The organism is Pseudomonas sp. CCC4.1 (genome assembly GCF_035019225.1).
GTDB classification, from domain to species: Bacteria; Pseudomonadota; Gammaproteobacteria; order Pseudomonadales; family Pseudomonadaceae; genus Aquipseudomonas; species Aquipseudomonas bubulae.
In genome coordinates this window covers 15,573-35,690 of sequence record NZ_JASJWL010000025.1, presented here as the reverse complement: position 1 = coordinate 35,690, position 20,118 = coordinate 15,573, and the positions used below count along the sequence as shown (strand labels likewise).

Here is a 20,118-nt window from a genome sequence, read left to right as displayed (position 1 = left end):
CACATCAGACCTGCGTGGTCTTTGGGAGCTTCACCATGCTCAATATCGTTCTTCCCATCCTGCTGTTCGCCGCCCTCGTCCTGGCGATTGCGGGCGCCATTCGGCGCATGAACATGTGGCGCCGTGGTCGCCCGGCCAAGGTCGATCTGCTTGGCGGGCTGCTGGCCATGCCCCGGCGCTACATGGTCGATCTGCACCACGTGGTCGCCCGCGACAAATACATGGCCAACACCCACGTCGCCACTGCTGGCGGTTTTGTGCTGGCGGCCGTGCTGGCGATCCTGGTGCATGGCCTGGGCCTGCATAACCGCATCCTCGGCTATGCCTTGCTGTTCGCCACCGCGTTGATGTTTATCGGTGCTGTGTTCGTGTTCAAGCGTCGCCTGAACCCACCCTCGCGCCTGTCCAAAGGCCCGTGGATGCGCCTGCCGAAAAGCTTGCTGGTGTTTTCCGCCAGTTTTTTCATCCTCACCTTGCCGGTTGCAGGGCTGTTGCCCGAAGGCTTCGGCGGTTGGATGCTGGCGGCGGTTTTAAGCGTGGGCGTGGCGTGGGGTGTGTCGGAATTATTTTTCGGCATGACCTGGGGCGGGCCGATGAAGCACGCCTTCGCGGGCGCATTGCATCTGGCCTGGCACCGCCGCGCCGAGCGCTTTGGCGGCGGCCGTTCAACAGGGCTAAAACCGCTGGATTTAAACGATCGCAGTGCGCCTCTGGGCGTGGAAAAACCCAAGGATTTCACCTGGAACCAATTGCTGGGGTTTGACGCCTGCGTGCAATGCGGCAAATGCGAAGCCGCCTGCCCGGCTTTCGCCGCCGGCCAGCCGCTCAATCCAAAGAAACTGATTCAGGACATGGTGGTCGGCCTCGCGGGCGGCACCGATGCTCACTTTGCTGGCAGTCCCTATCCCGGCAAACCTATTGGTGAGCATGGCGGCAACCCGCATCAGCCGATCGTCAACGGGCTGGTCGATGCCGACACGCTGTGGTCCTGCACCACTTGCCGCGCCTGCGTTGAAGAGTGCCCGATGATGATCGAGCATGTGGACGCCATCGTCGATATGCGCCGTTTCCTGACCCTGGAAAAAGGTGCGACACCGAACAATGGCGCGCAGGTGCTGGACAACCTGATCGCCACCGATAACCCCGGCGGTTTTGCCCCCGGCGGGCGGATGAACTGGGCAGCGGACCTGAACCTCGACCTGATGCGCGACAAGCCCGCCGTGGACGTGTTGTTCTGGGTCGGTGACGGGGCTTTCGACATGCGTAACCAGCGCACCTTGCGTGCCTTTGTCAAAGTGCTCAAGGCCGCCCGGGTCAACTTTGCCGTGCTGGGCCTGGAAGAGCGCGACAGTGGCGACGTGGCCCGGCGTCTGGGGGATGAAGCGACCTTTCAGGCGCTGGCTAAACGCAATATCCAGACCCTGGCGCAGTACAGCTTTCAGCGCATCGTCACCTGCGATCCGCACAGTTTTCATGTGCTGAAAAACGAATACAGCGCCTTTGGCGGCGACTACCTTGTGCAACATCACAGCACTTATATGGCCGAGTTGATCGATGCCGGCCTGCTCAATCTTGCCGCGGATGCGGGCGGCAGCGTGACCTATCACGACCCCTGCTACCTGGGCCGCTATAACGGCGAATACGAGGCGCCGCGTGCGGTACTGCGCGCCTTGGGCATCGAGGTCAAGGAGATGCAGCGTTCGGGCTTTCGTTCCCGTTGCTGTGGTGGCGGTGGCGGCGCGCCGATTACCGACATCCCCGGCAAGCAGAGGATCCCCGACATGCGCATGGACGATATCCGTGAGACGGGCGCCGAGCGTGTGGCGGTGGGTTGCCCGCAATGCACGGCGATGCTCGAAGGGGTGGTCGAACCCCGTCCGCAAATCAAGGACATTGCCGAACTGGTGGCCGATGCGCTGATTGAAGACGTCGTGGCCAAACCTGTCCGACGGCCAGAATCGGAGGTGATCGCATGAGTGACATTATCCGCCGCGACCCACGGGCCGAGTGGATCGCCCGTAACCGTCTGCATCCGTTGCACGCGGCCATGCAACCCGTGCAGCAGAGCTGGATGGGGCCCAATGGCGTAGTGCGCAAAAATGTCCATGGTGCAGGTTTTATCGGCCCCAACGGCATCAAGCGCATAGACCGCAGCGGCGTGCAGCAGGGCGGGACCAGCAGGCGCGCGGCCAGCGTCGAGGTGCAATTACCGCTGCATCAGGTCGCGGCCCCGGCGTTTTATATCGCCGTTGTGCCGGATATGGTCGGGGGCCGCCTGAGCAGCCACGACCGCGATCTGCTGGGGCTGGCCCACCAATTGGCGGGCAGCGACGGAGCGGTGCTGGCGGTGGTATTCGGCGAGTCCAGAGAGACCGCCTTTGCCACGGCCGGGGTTGATCGGCTGTTGATGCTCGACAGTGAAGGTTATGCACCGGAGCACCAGGTGCTGGGTTTACGGGCTGTGGATAACCAGTTCACGCCACGCCACTGGCTATTGCCTGACAGCCGCAGTGGTGGCGGTGAATTGGGCCGGCGCTTTGCCGCCAGCCTGGGAGAACGCCCGGCCACGCGGGTCTGGCAACTCAAGGATGGCGTTTGCATCGGCCGTGCCGGGGCAGGTCAGCAAGATGTCGTCCAGCCGTTGCGGCGGTTGATTCTGGCAGCGGCCGAGTGTGCAGAGCCGGTCAGTGAAACCCGGCATGAAGCGCTGGAGGTGCAGTTATCCACAGCAGCTGCCAGCTGTTTGCCGCGTATTGAGGATCTGGGCGCGGTTGAAGTTGACCCCGCTGCGATTCCCATGGCTGAAGCCGAATTTATCCTCAGCGGTGGTAACGGGATCAAGGACTGGGGACTTTTCCACAGGGCTGCCACTGCCCTTGGCGCCACCGAAGGTGCATCACGGGTGGCGGTGGACGATGGCTTTATGGGTCGCGAGCGTCAGGTGGGGGCCAGCGGGGTATGGGTCACGGCGCGGGTGTATGTGGCGGTCGGGATCAGCGGGGCGATCCAGCATCTGCAAGGGATTGGTGCCTGTGACAAGGTGGTGGCGATCAACCTTGACCCTGGCTGCGACATGGTCAAACGCGCGGATGTGTCGGTGATTGGTGACGGTGCGGCGGTGCTTGAGGCACTGATCGAGGCTGTGGATAACTGGCGCAGCGCAACCTCTGTGGGAGCGGGCTTGCCCGCGATTCGGGCGACCCGGTCAGCCTGATACACCGCAGTGATTCCATCGCGAGCAAGCCCGCTCCCACAGGATTGAGTTCAGTCTGGAGATTTGCAAATGACCATCGCCACCGTTGCACTGGTTTCAATCGGCGCCCATCCTGCTTCAGGCCGCGCCCGTCGCGCCGAACAGGACGCCCGTGCCGTCGAACTGGGCCTGCAACTTGCCGGAGACAGCCTGCACGTGCTGCACGCGGGCAACCCCCATGAACCGGCCTTGCGCGCCTATCTGGGCATGGGGCTGGAGGAGTTGCATGTGCTGGAGCAACCCGACGGCGCCGATGCCGTGCCAGCGTTGCGCGATTACATCCGTGAAGCGGGCGTGCAACTGGTACTCACCGGCAGCCAGGCCGAAACCGGTGAGGGTTCGGGCATGCTGCCGTACCTGTTGGCCGAAGAGCTGGGCTGGCCGCTGCTGGTAGGCGTGGCGCAGATCGAATCTATCCACAATGGCGTGGCCCAGGTGCTGCAAGCCTTGCCCCGGGGGCAGCGACGTCGGCTGCAGGTTCGCCTGCCATTTATGGTTACTGTGGATAACGCTGCTCCCAAGGCGCGCCAAAGCGCCTACGGCCCCGCCACGCGGGGTGTGGTTAACGCCGAAGTAGTTGAAATCGTTGCCGATGAGTTATCCACAACCGGCGTATTGCAACCTGCCCGACCACGGCCCAAGCGCTTGAAGGTGATAAGGGCCAAAAGTGGCGCAGATCGCATGAAAGCAGCTACCGCCAAGGCGGCTGGGGGTTCCGGGCAAGTTCACAAAGGGCTCAGTGCTCAAGCGGGAGCCGAGGTGATTCTCAAGCTCCTGATCGAAGAAGGCGTTGTGCGCTAGCGTTTGCGGCCGGAACCTGAGTCAGCGACATCATTTGAATTTGCGCTCGCCGCCAGATGCAAATATGGCCTGAGATTTACGGGCGTCAGCCTGGAGTCTTTGCTCGCGCTGGCTGACTAACTGCCCGTAGTACCCCTTGACGCGAAGGGCGTAGCGATTGCGCAGATGTTCACGATTTGGCTTTGTTCCGGCGTTATAGGCGCCCACGGCGTCCCAGCTGTAACCCAGTTGTTTGACAAATTTGGCGAGGATCCAGGCACCGGCCATGACACTGGTGCAGGGTTGAGTCTGTAGTTGATATTCACTAATGCCAAAAGTGGCAAGGTGTTTCAAATGGCGACTGTTGACTTGCATCAAGCCTATATCGTAAGTCCCGTCTTTATTGACGTTGCGTGCGGCCGGATTCATTTTCGATTCAACTTGGGCAATGGCATGTAACAGCAACGGATCAATGTCATAGCGGTTGCCTGCATCCTGCCAGCAATTGGCATGTGCGAAGGTCGGTGTTAGTCCGGCACATATGACAAGTATAATCAAAAATGAATGTTTCATATAAAGACCTCGCCGTTTCAGATAACGGATAAAGCAGGGCTGCCAATCTAATCGATAGATTGTTTTATCCTGTTGAATCTGCACGGTTTTATTGATAATTAATAAGGAATCCGCAGTGTTAAGTGTGGCGCGCAAGATCACAAAATTTTCACGTTTAAACTATAAGTATTGGCGGGTTTTAGGGTCGTGTCACCTGCAGTTTTTGTAGGTGGTTGAGTGCCTGTATAAACAGGGTAGCGAACAGGCTGCATAAAAATAAATATAGGACTTATTCGATTGATGGCAATTATCCTGCAATCAAAATTGGATCCATTGAAATGAACCAGCTAATAGTGAGTTGGTTATCTTTTTGTTGGATTGTTCATTTTGTGAGTGTTTAGAGTTGTTTAATAAGGGGGAGGGGCCTTGCAGGCTGAAATTGATATAATGTTTGGCGTGATGCCAAATCTCTAAAAAGTCTAAGAAACGTGGCAGATGATGGTGATCGATCCATTGTTTTTAACGTCTGATATCACTGCCTTCGCGAGCGAGTTTGCGGACAGCATTTTAGTAGGCAAGGTACTGCCAGACATCTGCGCAAAGTTACCCCGGGTTTCTGTGTGCCTGCCTGTGGGTAACCTGTCTGTATTTGCTTGCAGGGCCCGGCTGACGTGGCTCCTGCAGGTTTGTACAAAAAATGATCGCTGCCAGGAAATCACACTTGCATAGCGCTTGCTCTGTTTACCCACAAACTCTGTTGGTGAAGGTGTGGATAAGTTGTTCGCTCTATCCTGCAGGCCTTTATATTAAAGGGCTCCAAGGTGCTGATCAAAAAATGTTCAATCCACGTTGGCATCGTCTTTTGATGGGATAAAACTAGCCAATACGAAGGCTAAGGGAGTTTTCAACAGGGTGGATAAAGTTGCGCACATATTCAGTTGGTCAAGCTGTGGATAAGGTGGGTGTGGTTATCTGCAGGCCTTTAAAACCGTGGCTTGTGCAGGTTTGCACAAAAAATGTACAGATGTGTGCCCCGGTAGTGATCCATGACTTCCCCACAGTTGCTGTGGGTGTGCCTGTGGACAAGATGTTGGTGAAGGGCTGTAGCCCTTTGATTGCATGGGCTAGAGGGGAGTGGTTAAAAAACGATCATTAGCATGCAATACATGGACATAAATGAGGCCGGGGTTGTGTGTTGTTGACTTGAATCGGTTTGAGCTAAAAAGAGTCCTGTGCCCCCGTGGAGTAAAACGAATGAGCGTTTCATTTCGTCCAGCAGTGCGTGCCGATGCACGCGAAATTGCACGTCTTTTTCAGATATCGTCCGAAGGCTGCGCCGATTACATCTGGAGTCAGATGGCGCAGCCGGGTCAGCAACTACTGGACGTCGGGGAGATGCGTTATGCCCGTGCGGGGGTCATATTTTCGTATGAAAACTGCTGGATTGCCGAGGCCGAGGGCCTGGTGATCGGCATGATGCACAGCTTTGTGATGCGCGACGACCCGGATGCCCAGCCTGAGACTGACCCTGTGCTGGCACCTTATGCGGATATGGAAATCCCGGACACGCTGTATATCTCAAGCCTGGCTTTGCATAAGGGCTGGCGAAACCTCGGGTTGGGCGCCAGGTTCTTGCTGCATGCCAAGGCGCGTTGCGGCGAACTGGGGCTGACCGGTTTGAGCCTGATCGACTATGCGGCGAACACAGGTGCCCGTCGATTTTATGAGCGCCATGGTTTTGAGATCGTCAAAACCTGCCAGATAACGCCCCACCCGCTGATCCGCGTAACGGGTGAGGCGTATTTGATGCATTGTCCACTTCCCAGTTAAACGCCCCCTGCGCAGATGCAGGTTTACTGGGCAACCACACCCTTTAGATACGCCGCAGGCGCCGCCCCCAGGTTGTTCAGCAGCCGCTCGCTGTACCAGTCGACAAAGTTGACCACGCCAAACTCGTAGGTTTGCGAGTACGGCCCTGGCTGGTAGGCGACCGAGTTGATGCCGCGCTGGTTTTCTTCAGCCAGCCGGCGATCCTGGTCGTTGGTGGCGTCCCAGACCTTGCGCATGCGCTCCACGTCGTAGTCCACGCCTTCTACCGCATCCTTGTGCACCAGCCATTTGGTGCTGACCACGGTTTCCTGCGCGCTGATCGGCCATACGGTAAATACGATGATATGGTCGCCCATGCAGTGGTTCCACGAGTGCGGCAAGTGCAGGATGCGCATTGAGCCCAGGTCCGGGTTTTTGATGCGCCCCATCAGTTTTGCACAGCCTTGCTTGCCGTCCAGGGTCATCGAGACCGTGCCCTTGAGCAGTGGCATGCGCACGATGCGGTTACGCAGGCCGAAGCTGGCGTGGGCATAAGGAATTTTCTCGGCGTCCCAGGCGGCTGCGGAGGCGGCGACGTGATCCTTGAACGCTTGATCGGCGCGCGGGTCGGTGACGTCGTCCCATTCGAGCAGGGTCTTGAGCAACTCAGGGTGCGACGCGTTGCAGTGGTAGCACTCGCGGTTATTTTCCAGTACCAGTTTCCAGTTGGCCTTTTCCACCAGGGTGGTTTGAATCGCCACCTTGGTGTTTTCCATGTCGTAAGGTTCCATATAGTGGTTCAGTGTGGCGAGGAACTCATCGATGGCGGGAGGGTTCTCGGCCAGGCTGATAAAGATATAGCCGCCCGCGGTTTTGACGTTCACCGGCTTGAGGCCGTATTGCTTCATGTCGAAGTCCGCACCCATCTCGGTGCCGGCAAACAACAGGCGCCCGTCCAGCTCATAGGTCCACTGGTGGTAATGACACACCAGTTTGGCGACCTTGCCTTTTTCGCTGGTGCACAGTCGTGAACCACGATGGCGGCACACGTTATGAAAGGCATGCACCTGACCTTCTGCGCCGCGAATCACGATAATCGGGTTCTTGCCCACCTGCAGGGTCAGGAAGTTGCCCTTGGCCGGTATCTCGCAAGTCATGCCTGCAATCAGCCACTCCTTCTGGAAGATCTCCTGCATATCGATTTCGAACAGGCGCTCGTCGTTATAAAACGGCTGTGGCAGCGAAAATGTCCGCTCGCGGTTCTGCAGCATCTCGGCGGTGGCCTTGCGTGCGGGTTCCAGTGGATCGCCCAGGCTCAAGTTTGCGGTGACGTCCATCGTTGTAGTCCTCATGGCCATCGGATGTGGCCTAAAAATGGCTGATCAGGGGTTCGACGCAAGGCAAAGCAATACAAGTGGTAGTGGCGCTGAGTGTGCGTTCGAAGTGCGCCGCAGCCATATCTACGGGCGACATGGCCCAATCTGTTCCCGACGCTGAAGGTGCTGTTTTCAGGGGCTGGTCGCGATAAGTATGTGGATGTCGCGAATGGATAAATGGCCGCTTCGGGGCATGCGCAGAATCGCCAGCAAGAGGCCGGCTGTCGGCCGTGGAGAAGCGCATGTCCAATAGCTTTCTGAACCCGGTAACCACCCAGACCTGGGCCAATGGCCGACACATCGTGCGATGCGTCAAAGTGATTCAGGAAACCTGGGATGTGCGCACCTTCTGTTTTATGGCCGACCAGCCGATCCTGTTCTTTTTCAAACCGGGGCAATTCGTGACCCTGGAGCTGGAAATCGACGGTGACCCGGTGATGCGCTCGTACACTATTTCCAGCTCACCCTCGGTGCCGTACAGCTTTTCGGTGACCATCAAGCGGGTGCCCGGTGGCCGGGTTTCCAACTGGCTGCACGACACCTTGAGCGAAGGCCAGGAGCTGGCCGTGCACGGGCCGGTGGGACTGTTTAACGCCATCGACGCGCCGAGCCCCAAAGTGCTCTATCTGAGCGGCGGTGTCGGTATAACCCCGGTAATGTCGATGGCACGCTGGTTTTACGACACCAACGCCAATGTCGACATGGTGTTTATCCACAGCGCCCGCTCGCCCAAGGACATCATTTATCACCGCGAGCTGGAGCATATGGCCTCGCGTATCGACAACTTCAGCCTGCACCTGATCTGCGAGAAGCACGGGCTGGGTGAACCCTGGGCCGGGTATCGCGGTTATCTGAACCATAAGATGCTCGACCTGATGGCCCCCGACTTCATGGAGCGCGAGGTGTTTTGCTGCGGGCCGACGCCTTACATGAACGCGGTCAAGCGCCTGCTGGAAAGCAACGGTTTTGACATGAGCCGTTACCACGAAGAATCCTTTGGCGCGACGCCGCCTGAAGTGCGGGCTGAAGCGGTAGAACAGGCCGAGCAGGCGGCAGATGCACCGGAGCCGGACCTGGCGGATTTGAACCAGGTGGAATTCACCGCGTCCGGCAAGAGCATTCGTGTGGGACCGGCCGAGACCGTGCATGCGGCAGCGGCCAAACTCGGACTGATGATCCCCAAGGCTTGCGGCATGGGCATTTGCGGGACATGCAAGGTGTTGAAACTGGGGGGGGAGGTGGACATGGAGCACAACGGCGGCATTACCGACGAAGATGTGGCCGAGGGTTATATCCTGTCGTGCTGCAGCGTACCGAAAGGGGATGTGCGGATTGAGTTTTGACGGGCTTTCGTGGCTCCAGAACCCTGGCAGGGAACAAAGGTTGCAAACCACAGTCTTTAGGGGTCTGAAAGCAAGGTTGCCGCTAGCTTAGCCGCTGACTTTTCTTTATCGTACGCGCCCTTCGAAACTGCTTGAGAACATCACCATGATTGAGTCATCCCTTAGCAAACTGGAACAACTGGTCAGCGACCTGGTACAGCAAAAACAAGAACTGCTGGATGCCAACGAGCAACTGAACACCGAACTGGCCCAGGCCCGTGACGAGAACGAAAGCCTGCAACTGACCCTGATGGAACAGGAAGAAAAGCAAGGCGCGACCGCAGCCCGCATCCAGGCACTGGTTGAGCGCGCGAGCCCTGTCAGCGCATGAGCCTTGACAGAGACGGAGTAAATGTCGTCTCGATTTTGGGTAACGACTACACGATCAAGGCGCCGGAGGGGGAGCAGAAAACCCTGATGGCGGCCACGGTCATGTTGAAAGCCGCCCTGGCCGAAACGAAAAGAAAGTACCCGAGCCTGATCGGGGACAAGCTGCTGGTGCTGGCAGCACTGAATCTGTGTTCAAAGCAGATTGAGTTGCAACTGAGCCACAAACAGGAACTCGACCGTTATCAAGAGCAAGTCAGCGCCACGGTCGATGTGATTGAGCGAACCCTGGGGCAATCCTGACGGTTCGCAAACCAATCACCCCCTGTGGGAGCGGGCTTGCTCGCGATTCAGGCAACGCGGTTTGTCTGCACGACCGCGCTGATGCCATCGCGAGCAAGCCCGCTCCCACAGTGTTATTGATGTTACGTGCGCTTTAAGCGGACATCACTTCGCGAATATCCGCCGCAAGTTCCCGCACCCGTGCTTCCTCGGTATCCCACGAGCACATGAAGCGTGCCCCGCCCTTGCCGATAAAGGTATAGAAGCGCCAGCCCCTGGCGGTCAGTGCCGCTACGGCCGGTTCCGACAGTTGCAGGAACACGCCATTGGCTTCCACCGGAAACATCAGCTCGACCCCCGGGATGTCACTCACCAGCTGACTCAACAACTGCGCGCAGTGGTTGGCATGGCGCGAGTGTTTGAGCCAGGCGTCGTTTTCCAGCAGGCCGACCCAGGGCGCAGACAGAAAGCGCATTTTCGAAGCCAGTTGCCCGGCCTGCTTGCAGCGATAGTCAAAATCCACTGACAAGGCGTGGTCGAAAAACAGAATCGCCTCGCCCACTGCCATGCCATTTTTGGTGCCGCCAAAGCACAGTACATCCACCCCGGCTTTCCAGCTCAGCTCTGCCGGGGTGCAGCCCAGGAATGCGCAGGCATTGGAGAAACGGGCGCCGTCCATGTGCAACAACAGGCCCAACTCCTTGCAGGTGTCGCTGATCGCGCGGATTTCTTCAGGGCGGTACACGCTGCCGACTTCAGTGGCCTGGGTGATGGTGACCACCCGCGGTTTTGGATAGTGGATATCTTTGCGCTTGAGGGCGATCTCGCGGATTGACTCGGGGGTGATCTTGCCGTTTTCAGTGCGGGCGATCAGCAGCTTGGAGCCGTTGGAAAAAAATTCCGGAGCGCCACATTCGTCCGTCTCGACGTGGGCGGTCTCGGAGCAGATCACGCTGTGAAAGCTCTGGCACAGGGACGACAGCGCCAGGGAGTTGGCCGCCGTGCCGTTAAAGGCGAAATACACTTCGCAGTCGGTTTCGAACAGTTTGCGAAAATCGTTCGAGGCGCGCAGCGTCCATTCGTCGTCGCCGTAAGAGCGCTGGTGGCCGTGGTTGGCTTTTTCCATGGCGGACCAGACTTCAGGGCAGATACCGGAGTAGTTGTCGCTGGCGAATTGTTGGCTCTTGTCAGTCATTTCCCGGTTCCATGGTCGAATAGTGTTGTGCACTTTATCCAAGAATCTGGCAGGTGCACAGGCGCGACTTAAAGTGCGGAAATGCCCTACAAAAGAATAACCCAAAGGCCTGTAACAAAATGTGGGAGCGGGCTTGCCCGCGATGGCATCTCCCGGTTTCGCCAGACAAACCTCGCAGCCAGTATCGCGAGCAAGCCCGCTCCCACAGGGTTACGGGAAACCATGTCGTAAACGCACCATTGCGTGGCGTCCATGGGCATTTGGTCTGCCTGCGCCAGCTCTACCATCTGGCTCAAAGGGCATTAGCCCCACCGAGACCAAAAGGCGCGCTGGCGCTGGGAGAACGCGATGTTCAGCAAGCAGGATCAGATCCAGGGTTACGATGACGCCTTGTTGGCGGCCATGAATGCTGAAGATCAGCGCCAGGAAGATCACATCGAACTGATCGCCTCCGAAAACTACACCAGCCAGCGGGTGATGGAAGCCCAGGGCAGCGGTCTGACCAACAAGTACGCCGAAGGCTACCCAGGCAAACGCTATTACGGCGGCTGCGAACATGTGGATAAAGTTGAGCAGTTGGCCATCGACCGCGCCAAACAGTTGTTCGGCGCCGATTACGCCAACGTGCAGCCGCATTCCGGCAGCCAGGCCAACGCAGCCGTCTACCTGGCATTGCTCAACGCCGGTGACACCGTGCTGGGCATGAGTCTGGCCCATGGCGGTCACTTGACCCATGGGGCCAGCGTCAGTTTTTCGGGCAAGCTGTACAACGCCGTGCAGTACGGCATCGACACCAGCACCGGCTTGATCGACTACGACGAAGTCGAGCGTCTGGCTGTTGAACATCAACCCAAAATGATCATTGCCGGGTTCTCGGCCTACTCAAAATTCCTCGACTTCCCACGCTTTCGTCAGATTGCAGACAAGGTGGGAGCCTACCTGTTTGTCGACATGGCCCACGTTGCCGGTCTGGTCGCTGCCGGGTTGTACCCCAACCCGCTGCCGTATGCCGATGTGGTGACCACCACCACCCACAAAACCCTGCGCGGCCCCCGTGGCGGCCTGATTCTGGCCAAGGCCAACGAAGCCCTGGAAAAGAAACTCAATTCGGCGGTGTTCCCCGGCGGTCAGGGCGGGCCCTTGATGCACGTGATCGCGGCCAAGGCAGTGTGCTTCAAGGAAGCGCTGGAACCGGGTTTCAAAACCTATCAAAAGCAGGTCATCGACAACGCCCAGGCCATGGCCGAGGTGTTTATCAAGCGTGGCTATGACGTGGTCTCGGGTGGTACCGACAATCATCTGTTCCTGCTCAGCCTGATCCGCCAGGGATTGACCGGCAAGGACGCCGACGCCGCCCTGGGCCGCGCCCATATCACGGTCAACAAGAATGCCGTGCCTAACGACCCGCAATCACCGTTTGTGACCTCGGGCCTGCGTATCGGCACCCCGGCGGTGACCACCCGTGGTTTCAAAGTGGCGCAATGCACGGAGCTGGCAGGCTGGATCTGCGACGTTCTCGATCACCTCGGCGATGCCGATATCGAGGCCGATGTGGCCCGCCAGGTGACTTCGCTGTGCCAAGACTTCCCGGTTTATCGCTGAGCGCGTTTTTGGAGTAGATCCTATGCAACGGTATTCAGGCTTCGGCCTCTTCAAGCACTCCCTCAGCCACCACGAAAACTGGCAGAAGATGTGGCGCACGCCGACCCCGAAAAAGGTCTATGACGTGGTCATCGTCGGCGGCGGCGGCCATGGTCTGGCAACTGCTTACTATCTGGCCAAGGAACACGGCATCACCAACGTGGCCGTGGTTGAAAAAGGCTGGTTGGGTGGCGGCAACACGGCACGCAACACCACCATCGTGCGCTCCAACTATTTGTGGGACGAGTCGGCGCACCTGTACGAACACGCGATGAAGCTATGGGAAGGTTTGTCCCAGGACTTGAACTACAACGTGATGTTCTCCCAGCGCGGCGTCTATAACCTGTGCCACACCCTGCAGGACATGCGTGACTCCGAGCGTCGGGTCAGCGCCAACCGCCTCAATGGTGTGGACGGTGAACTGCTCAACGGCAAACAAGTAGCGGACGAGATTCCCTACCTCGATTGCTCGAAGAACACCCGCTACCCGATCATCGGCGCCACCGTACAACGGCGTGGCGGCGTGGCCCGCCATGATGCCGTGGCCTGGGGCTTTGCCCGTGCCGCCGATGCTCTGGGCGTAGACCTGATCCAGCAAACCGAAGTGCTCGGCTTTCGCAAGGAAAACGGCGTGTGCATCGGCGTCGAAACCAGCAAGGGCTTTATCGGCGCCAAGCGCGTCGGTGTGGTCACGGCTGGCAACTCGGGGCATATGGCGCGTCAGGCCGGCTTTCGCCTGCCGATCGAATCCCACCCGCTGCAAGCGCTGGTGTCGGAGCCGATCAAGCCGATTATCGACAGCGTGATCATGTCCAACGCCGTACACGGCTATATCAGCCAGTCCGACAAGGGCGACCTGGTGATCGGCGCGGGTATTGACGGTTGGGTCGGCTACGGCCAGCGCGGTTCGTATCCGGTGATCGAGCACACGATCCAGGCGATTGTGGAAATGTTCCCCGTGTTGTCCCGCGTGCGCATGAACCGTCAGTGGGGCGGCATCGTCGACACCACACCCGACGCCTGCCCGATCATCTCGAAAACCCCGGTGCCCAATCTGTTCTTTAACTGCGGCTGGGGCACGGGTGGATTCAAGGCCACGCCGGGTTCGGGCAACGTGTTTGCTGCCAGTCTGGCCAAGGGCGAGATGCACCCGCTGGCCGCGCCGTTTTCCATTGACCGGTTCCACACCGGTGCCCTGATCGACGAACACGGCGCTGCCGCTGTCGCCCACTAACAGGAGAAATACCCATGTTGCATATCTTCTGTCCCCATTGCGGCGAGCTTCGCTCCGAAGAGGAATTCCACGCCAGCGGCCAGGCGCATATCCCGCGCCCGCTCGACCCTGGCAGTTGCACCGACGCAGAATGGGGCGACTACCTGTTCTTTCGCGACAACCCCCGTGGCCTGCACCACGAACTGTGGAACCACGTCGCCGGTTGCCGGCAGTTTTTCAATGCCACGCGCAATACCGTGACCTACGAAATTCTTGAAACCTACCTGATCGGCAGCAAGCCGCAGTTCACTGAGCAGGCAGTACCTGCGGCCACCACGGCCACCCGCGAGCTGGGAGAAAAAGTATGAGCCAGACCCATCGCTTGCCCAATGGCGGCCGCGTTGACCGCACCAAGGTGCTGAGCTTCACATTCAACGGTCAACAATACAAAGGCTACGAGGGCGACAGCCTGGCGGCCGCTTTGCTGGCCAACGGCGTTGACGTGATTGGCCGCAGTTTCAAATATTCCCGGCCCCGAGGCATTTACGCCGCCGGTGCTGAAGAGCCCAACGCGGTGTTGCAGATCGGTGCCACCGAGGCCACGCAAATCCCCAACGTGCGCGCCACGCAGCAGGCTTTGTACCAGGGCCTGGTGGCCACCAGCACCAACGGCTGGCCCAACGTCAACAATGATGTGATGGGCATCCTCGGCAAGGTCGGCGGCAAGCTGATGCCGCCGGGCTTTTACTACAAAACTTTTATGTACCCGCAGTCGTTCTGGATGACTTACGAGAAGTACATCCGCAAAGCCGCAGGCCTGGGTCGCTCGCCGACCCAGAACGATCCCGACACCTACGACTATATGAACCACCACTGCGACGTGCTGATTGTCGGCGCAGGCCCTGCAGGTCTGGCCGCGGCACTGGCAGCAGCGCGCAGCGGTGCGCGGGTGATCATCGCCGATGAACAGGAAGAATTCGGCGGCAGCCTGCTCGACAGCCGCGAAAGCCTGGACGGCAAACCGGCCATGGAGTGGGTGGCCAAGGTGATCGCCGAACTCAAGACGCTACCCGACGTGATCCTGTTGCCCCGCGCGACGGTGAACGGCTATCACGACCACAACTTCCTGACTATTCACGAACGTATCACCGATCACCTCGGCGATCGCGCCCCTATCGGTCAGGTACGCCAGCGTATTCACCGGGTCCGGGCCAAGCGCGTGGTATTAGCCACCGGTGCCTGCGAGCGGCCGTTGGTGTACGGCAACAACGACGTACCGGGCAATATGCTCGCCGGAGCCGTGTCCACCTATGTGCGCCGCTATGGCGTGGCACCGGGCAAAAAACTGGTGCTCAGTACCAACAACGATCATGCCTACCGCGTAGCCCTGGACTGGCTCGACGCCGGCCAGCAAGTGGTTGCTGTTGCCGATGCACGCAGCAACCCCCGTGGTGCGCTGGTCGAAGAAGCTCGGGCCAAAGGCATTCGCATCCTCACCGGGAGTGCGGTGATCGAAGCCCGTGGCAGCAAGCATGTAACGGGTGCACGAGTGGCGGCGATCGACGTCAAGGCTCTCAGCGTTGCCAGCCCCGGCGAGTGGCTGGAGTGCGATTTGCTGGCCACTTCGGGCGGCTACAGCCCGGTGGTTCACTTGGCCTCGCACCTGGGCGGCAAGCCGACCTGGCGTGAAGATATTCTCGGTTTCGTCCCCGGCGAAGCACCGCAAAAGCGCGTATGTGTGGGCGGTATCAATGGTGTCTACCCGCTGGGCGACAGCCTGGCCGATGGTTTTGAGGGCGGCGCACGTGCGGCCAGCGAAGCCGGTTTCAAGGCCGTGGAAGGGGTGTTGCCCAAAGCCCTGAATCAGCTGCAGGAACCGACCCTGGCGCTGTTCCATGTGCCCCACGAAAAAGGTACGGCGCGGGCACCGAAGCAATTTGTCGACCTGCAAAACGACGTCACTGCTGCGGCCATCGAACTGGCGACCCGTGAAGGGTTCGAGTCGGTTGAGCACGTCAAACGCTATACCGCGCTGGGCTTCGGCACGGATCAAGGCAAGCTGGGCAACGTCAACGGCCTGGCCATTGCCGCCCGCTCGCTGAACGTGACCATCCCGCAGATGGGCACCACCATGTTCCGCCCCAACTACACGCCGGTGACCTTCGGCGCGGTGGCGGGGCGCCATTGCGGGCATATTTTCGAGCCGGTGCGCTACACCGCGCTGCAAGCCTGGCACGTCAAGCAAGGCGCTGAATTTGAAGACGTCGGCCAGTGGAAACGGCCGTGGTACTTCCCGCGTAACGGCGAAGACATGCATGCGGCGGTCAAGCGCGAATGCAAAGCGGTGCGTGACAGCGTCGGCATTCTCGATGCCTCTACCCTGGGCAAGATCGACATCCAGGGCCCGGATGCCCGCGAGTTTCTCAACCGTATCTACACCAATGCCTGGACCAAACTTGATGTGGGCAAGGCCCGCTACGGGCTGATGTGCAAGGAAGACGGCATGGTCTTCGACGACGGCGTGACGGCCTGCCTGGCCGACAATCATTTCGTCATGACCACCACTACCGGCGGCGCGGCCCGTGTGTTGCAGTGGCTGGAAATTTACCAGCAGACCGAATGGCCCGAATTGAAGGTCTACTTCACCTCGGTCACCGACCACTACGCGACCCTGACCTTGTCCGGCCCCAATAGCCGCAAGTTGCTGAGCGAAGTGACCGACATTGATCTGGATCGCGAGGCGTTCCCGTTCATGACCTGGAAAGAAGGCCTGGTGGGCGGTGTGCCGGCGCGGGTGTTCCGTATCTCGTTTACCGGCGAGCTGTCCTACGAGGTCAATATCCAGGCTGACTACGCCATGGGCGTGCTGGAAAAAATCGTCGAGGCGGGCAAGCAGTACAACCTCACCCCTTATGGCACCGAGACCATGCACGTGTTGCGGGCCGAGAAGGGCTTCATCATCGTTGGTCAGGACACTGACGGTTCCATGACCCCCGACGACCTGAACATGGGCTGGTGCGTGGGCCGCACCAAACCATTCTCGTGGATCGGCTGGCGCGGCATGAACCGTGAAGACTGCGTACGTGACCAGCGCAAGCAGCTGGTGGGGCTCAAGCCCATTAACCCGACCCAATGGCTGCCCGAAGGCGCGCAACTGGTGTTCGATGCCAAGCAGTCGATCCCGATGACCATGGTCGGCCACGTGACGTCGAGTTATGCCCACAACTCACTGGGTTATTCATTTGCCATGGGTGTGGTCAAGGGCGGCTTGAAGCGTATCGGCGAACGGGTGTTCTCGCCCCAGGTCGACGGCAGCGTGATCGAGGCTGAAATTGTGTCTTCGGTGTTCTTCGACCCGAAAGGCGACCGGCAGAATATTTGAATGGGTGATCTCATGACCACAGCCAACGTATACCAACAGCGCCCGGAGTCGGGCGCCAAAGCCGAATCCTCGCTGCACCATGCCAGCCTGGCCGGCCTGATCGGCAAGGGCCGGAAAAACCCTGGCGTGACCGTACGCGAGAAAAAACTGCTGGGCCACCTGACCCTGCGCGGTGACGCCAAAGACCCGGCCTTTGCCGAAGGCGTGCACAAGGCCCTGGGCCTGGAACTGCCCGTGGCCCTGAGCCTGGTGGCCAACGCTGATACCTCGCTGCAATGGATGGGGCCGGATGAGTGGCTGCTGATCGTCCCCGGTGGCCAGGAGTTCGCCGTGGAGCAAGCCCTGCGGGCGGCGCTGGCGGGGCTGCATATTTCGGTGGTCAACGTCAGTGGCGGGCAACAGCTGCTGGAACTGAGCGGGCCGAAGGTGCGCGAGGTGCTGATGAAGTCCACCAGTTATGACGTACACCCCGACAATTTCCCGGTGGGCAAGGCGGTGGGCACGGTCTTCGCCAAGTCGCAGCTGGTGATTCGTCATACCGGCGAAGACACCTGGGAACTGCTGATCCGCCGCAGTTTTTCGGATTACTGGTGGTTATGGTTGCAGGATGCGGCGGCTGAATACGGGTTGAGCGTGGAGGCGTAAACCCGCCTGCTGTCCCCTGTGGGAGCGGGCTTGCTCGCGATGGCAGCCCCTCGGTCAACCGGATGCACCGAGTTGTTTGCATCGCGGGCAAGCCCGCTCCCACACCTGTACGTGCGCATTCCAACAACAACCAAGGACTCCCGCCATGAGCCGCGCCCCCGACACCTGGATCCTGACCGCCGACTGCCCGAGCCTGCTGGGCACCGTCGACGCGGTGACGCGTTATCTGTTTGAGCACCGCTGCTACGTCACCGAACACCATTCCTTCGACGATCAGCGTTCGGCGCGTTTTTTTATCCGCGTTGAGTTCCGCCAGCCCGACGGCTTCGATGAACATGAATTTCGCGCCGGCCTGGCCGAGCGCGGCCAGGCCTTTGGCATGACGTTCGAACTGACGCCGCCACACCATCGGCCCAAAGTGCTGATTATGGTGTCCAAGGCTGACCACTGCCTCAACGACCTGCTCTATCGCCAGCGCATTGGCCAGTTGTCGATGGACGTGGTGGCCGTGGTCTCCAATCACCCCGATCTGGAGCCTCTGGCGCAGTGGCACGGCATCCCCTACCACCACTTCGCCCTCGACCCGGCCAACAAGCCCGCGCAGGAGGCCAAGGTTTGGCAGGTGATCGAAGACACCGGCGCCGAGCTGGTGATCCTCGCCCGCTATATGCAAGTGCTGTCCCCCGAGCTGTGTCGCAAGCTCGACGGCAAGGCGATCAACATTCACCACTCCCTGCTGCCCGGCTTCAAGGGCGCCAAGCCCTATCATCAGGCCTACGAGAAGGGCGTCAAACTGGTCGGTGCTACCGCCCATTACATCAACAACGACCTCGACGAAGGCCCGATCATTGCCCAGGGCGTCGAGGTGGTAGACCACAGCCACTACCCCGAAGACCTGATCGCCAAGGGCCGTGACATCGAAGCGCAAACCCTGGCGCGAGGCGTGGGCTATCACATTGAGCGGCGCGTTTTCCTAAATGGAGGTCGTACCGTGGTGCTGTGAGCCCGCGCCACCTTCTAAGCTGCAAGCAGAAAGTTAATCCCGCCAATAACAACTAAGGGTGAATACGATGGCTGACAATCGCGGTGTGGTGTACCTGGGCAACGGCCAGGTTGAAGTGCAAAGCATTCCTTTCCCCAAGATGCAGAACCCTCAGGGCAAGCCCATCCACCACGGCGTAATCCTGCGGGTAGTGTCGACCAATATCTGCGGCTCCGACCAGCATATGGTGCGTGGCCGCACCACGGCGCAAACCGGGCTGGTGCTGGGTCATGAGATCACCGGCGAGGTGATCGAGGCCGGGCGTGATGTGGAACACCTGAAAGTCGGCGACCTGGTTTCGGTGCCGTTCAACGTGGCGTGCGGCCGCTGCCGCAGCTGCAAGGAACAGAACACCGGCGTGTGCCTGACCGTCAACCCGGCCCGTCCCGGCGGCGCATATGGTTACGTGGACATGGGCGACTGGGTTGGCGGTCAGGCTGAATATGTATTGGTGCCTTACGCCGATTTCAACCTGCTCAAGCTGCCGAATCGCGATGCGGCGATGGAAAAAATCCGCGACCTGACCTGCCTCTCCGACATCCTGCCCACCGGCTATCACGGCGCCGTCACTGCTGGCGTTGGCCCTGGCAGCACGGTGTATATCGCCGGTGCTGGCCCGGTGGGTCTGGCGGCTGCGGCTTCGGCGCGCTTGCTGGGTGCGGCGGTGGTGATTGTCGGTGACGTTAATCCGATTCGTCTGGCCCACGCCAAGGCGCAGGGTTTTGAAATTGCCGACCTGTCCAAAGATACGCCCCTGCACGAACAGATCGCCGAACTGCTGGGCGAGCCGGAAGTGGATTGTGCGGTGGATGCAGTGGGTTTTGAAGCTCGCGGGCACGGCCATGACGGGGTCAAGCATGAAGCACCGGCCACGGTGCTCAACTCGCTGATGGGCGTGGTGCGGGTGGCGGGCAAGATCGGCATTCCGGGCCTGTATGTGACCGAAGACCCGGGTGCGGTAGACGCGGCGGCGAAGAAGGGCAGCCTGAGCATCCGCTTCGGGTTGGGCTGGGCCAAGTCCCACAGCTTCCACACCGGGCAGACGCCAGTGATGAAATACAACCGCCAGCTGATGCAGGCGATCATGTGGGACCGGATCAAGATCGCTGACATCGTAGGTGTTGAAGTGATCAGCCTGGACGACGCGCCGCGGGGCTATGGCGAGTTCGATGCCGGTGTGCCGAAGAAGTTCGTGATCGACCCGCACCGGATGTTCAGCAAGGCATAAACACCAGCGCC

General features: G+C 59.6%; 17 protein-coding genes. 14 read left to right on the top strand and 3 right to left on the bottom strand.

What is annotated here, in order from left to right:
• Positions 1-35 precede the first annotated feature (35 nt).
• From dgcB to QN377_RS12305, 3 genes are all read left to right on the top strand, one after another.
• The gene (dgcB, locus tag QN377_RS12315; protein WP_095019596.1) at positions 36-1,976 is read left to right on the top strand and encodes a dimethylglycine demethylation protein DgcB; all 1,941 of its coding nucleotides are present in this window, start codon (positions 36-38) and stop codon (positions 1,974-1,976) included.
• Positions 1,973-3,214: an electron transfer flavoprotein subunit alpha/FixB family protein gene (locus QN377_RS12310; RefSeq protein WP_095019597.1), complete on the top strand. Its 1,242-nt coding sequence runs from the start codon at positions 1,973-1,975 to the stop codon at positions 3,212-3,214. The genes dgcB and QN377_RS12310 overlap by 4 nt, the downstream gene beginning before the upstream one ends.
• Before the next feature lie 69 nt (positions 3,215-3,283).
• Positions 3,284-4,054, top strand: coding sequence for an electron transfer flavoprotein subunit beta (locus QN377_RS12305; RefSeq protein WP_095019598.1), 771 nt, complete (start codon positions 3,284-3,286; stop codon positions 4,052-4,054).
• 30 nt (positions 4,055-4,084) lie between these two features.
• Here the strand turns inward: QN377_RS12305 and QN377_RS12300 are convergent, their stop codons facing one another.
• Positions 4,085-4,747: a transglycosylase SLT domain-containing protein gene (locus QN377_RS12300; protein WP_306452825.1), complete on the bottom strand. Its 663-nt coding sequence runs from the start codon at positions 4,745-4,747 to the stop codon at positions 4,085-4,087.
• 1,092 nt (positions 4,748-5,839) lie between these two features.
• Between QN377_RS12300 and QN377_RS12295 the strand changes: the two genes are divergently transcribed.
• Positions 5,840-6,415 (top strand): GNAT family N-acetyltransferase, encoded by a 576-nt coding sequence (locus tag QN377_RS12295; protein ID WP_094999831.1) that lies wholly within the window; start codon positions 5,840-5,842, stop codon positions 6,413-6,415.
• A gap of 23 nt (positions 6,416-6,438) precedes the next feature.
• Here the strand turns inward: QN377_RS12295 and gbcA are convergent, their stop codons facing one another.
• Positions 6,439-7,731, bottom strand: coding sequence for a glycine-betaine demethylase subunit GbcA (gene gbcA / locus QN377_RS12290; RefSeq protein WP_094999832.1), 1,293 nt, complete (start codon positions 7,729-7,731; stop codon positions 6,439-6,441).
• A gap of 281 nt (positions 7,732-8,012) precedes the next feature.
• Between gbcA and gbcB the strand changes: the two genes are divergently transcribed.
• The 3 genes from gbcB (at position 8,013) to QN377_RS12275 (ending at position 9,782) form a co-directional block, all read left to right on the top strand.
• The gene (gbcB, locus tag QN377_RS12285) at positions 8,013-9,113 is read left to right on the top strand and encodes a glycine-betaine demethylase subunit GbcB (protein WP_095020470.1); all 1,101 of its coding nucleotides are present in this window, start codon (positions 8,013-8,015) and stop codon (positions 9,111-9,113) included.
• 145 nt (positions 9,114-9,258) lie between these two features.
• Positions 9,259-9,483, top strand: a complete 225-nt coding sequence (locus QN377_RS12280) for a hypothetical protein (protein WP_016782568.1) — start codon at positions 9,259-9,261, stop codon at positions 9,481-9,483.
• Positions 9,480-9,782, top strand: coding sequence for a cell division protein ZapA (locus tag QN377_RS12275; protein ID WP_094999834.1), 303 nt, complete (start codon positions 9,480-9,482; stop codon positions 9,780-9,782). The genes QN377_RS12280 and QN377_RS12275 overlap by 4 nt, the downstream gene beginning before the upstream one ends.
• Before the next feature lie 133 nt (positions 9,783-9,915).
• Here QN377_RS12275 and QN377_RS12270 read toward each other — a convergent pair whose 3' ends face one another.
• Positions 9,916-10,956, bottom strand: coding sequence for a threonine aldolase family protein (locus tag QN377_RS12270; protein ID WP_094999835.1), 1,041 nt, complete (start codon positions 10,954-10,956; stop codon positions 9,916-9,918).
• Between the two features lie 348 nt (positions 10,957-11,304).
• Here QN377_RS12270 and glyA point away from each other — a divergent pair, with 348 nt between their 5' ends.
• From glyA to fdhA, 7 genes are all read left to right on the top strand, one after another.
• Positions 11,305-12,558 (top strand): serine hydroxymethyltransferase, encoded by a 1,254-nt coding sequence (gene glyA, locus QN377_RS12265; RefSeq protein ID WP_094999837.1) that lies wholly within the window; start codon positions 11,305-11,307, stop codon positions 12,556-12,558.
• 22 nt (positions 12,559-12,580) lie between these two features.
• Positions 12,581-13,831, top strand: a complete 1,251-nt coding sequence (locus QN377_RS12260; RefSeq protein WP_016782563.1) for a sarcosine oxidase subunit beta family protein — start codon at positions 12,581-12,583, stop codon at positions 13,829-13,831.
• A 14-nt stretch (positions 13,832-13,845) separates the two neighbouring features.
• On the top strand, positions 13,846-14,178 hold the full coding sequence (locus tag QN377_RS12255; RefSeq protein WP_094999838.1) for a sarcosine oxidase subunit delta: 333 nt from the start codon (positions 13,846-13,848) through the stop codon (positions 14,176-14,178).
• Complete coding sequence (locus QN377_RS12250) at positions 14,175-17,192, top strand: sarcosine oxidase subunit alpha (RefSeq protein ID WP_094999839.1); 3,018 nt, start codon at positions 14,175-14,177, stop codon at positions 17,190-17,192. The genes QN377_RS12255 and QN377_RS12250 overlap by 4 nt, the downstream gene beginning before the upstream one ends.
• 12 nt (positions 17,193-17,204) lie before the next feature.
• A complete protein-coding gene (locus QN377_RS12245) occupies positions 17,205-17,837 on the top strand; it encodes a sarcosine oxidase subunit gamma (protein WP_094999980.1) in 633 nt (210 codons plus the stop codon).
• Between the two features lie 145 nt (positions 17,838-17,982).
• Positions 17,983-18,840 carry a formyltetrahydrofolate deformylase gene (gene purU / locus QN377_RS12240; RefSeq protein ID WP_016782559.1) on the top strand — a complete coding sequence of 286 codons (858 nt, stop codon included), beginning with the start codon at positions 17,983-17,985 and terminating at the stop codon, positions 18,838-18,840.
• 67 nt (positions 18,841-18,907) lie between these two features.
• On the top strand, positions 18,908-20,107 hold the full coding sequence (gene fdhA / locus QN377_RS12235; protein WP_094999840.1) for a formaldehyde dehydrogenase, glutathione-independent: 1,200 nt from the start codon (positions 18,908-18,910) through the stop codon (positions 20,105-20,107).
• The last annotated feature ends 11 nt before the right edge of the window (positions 20,108-20,118 follow it).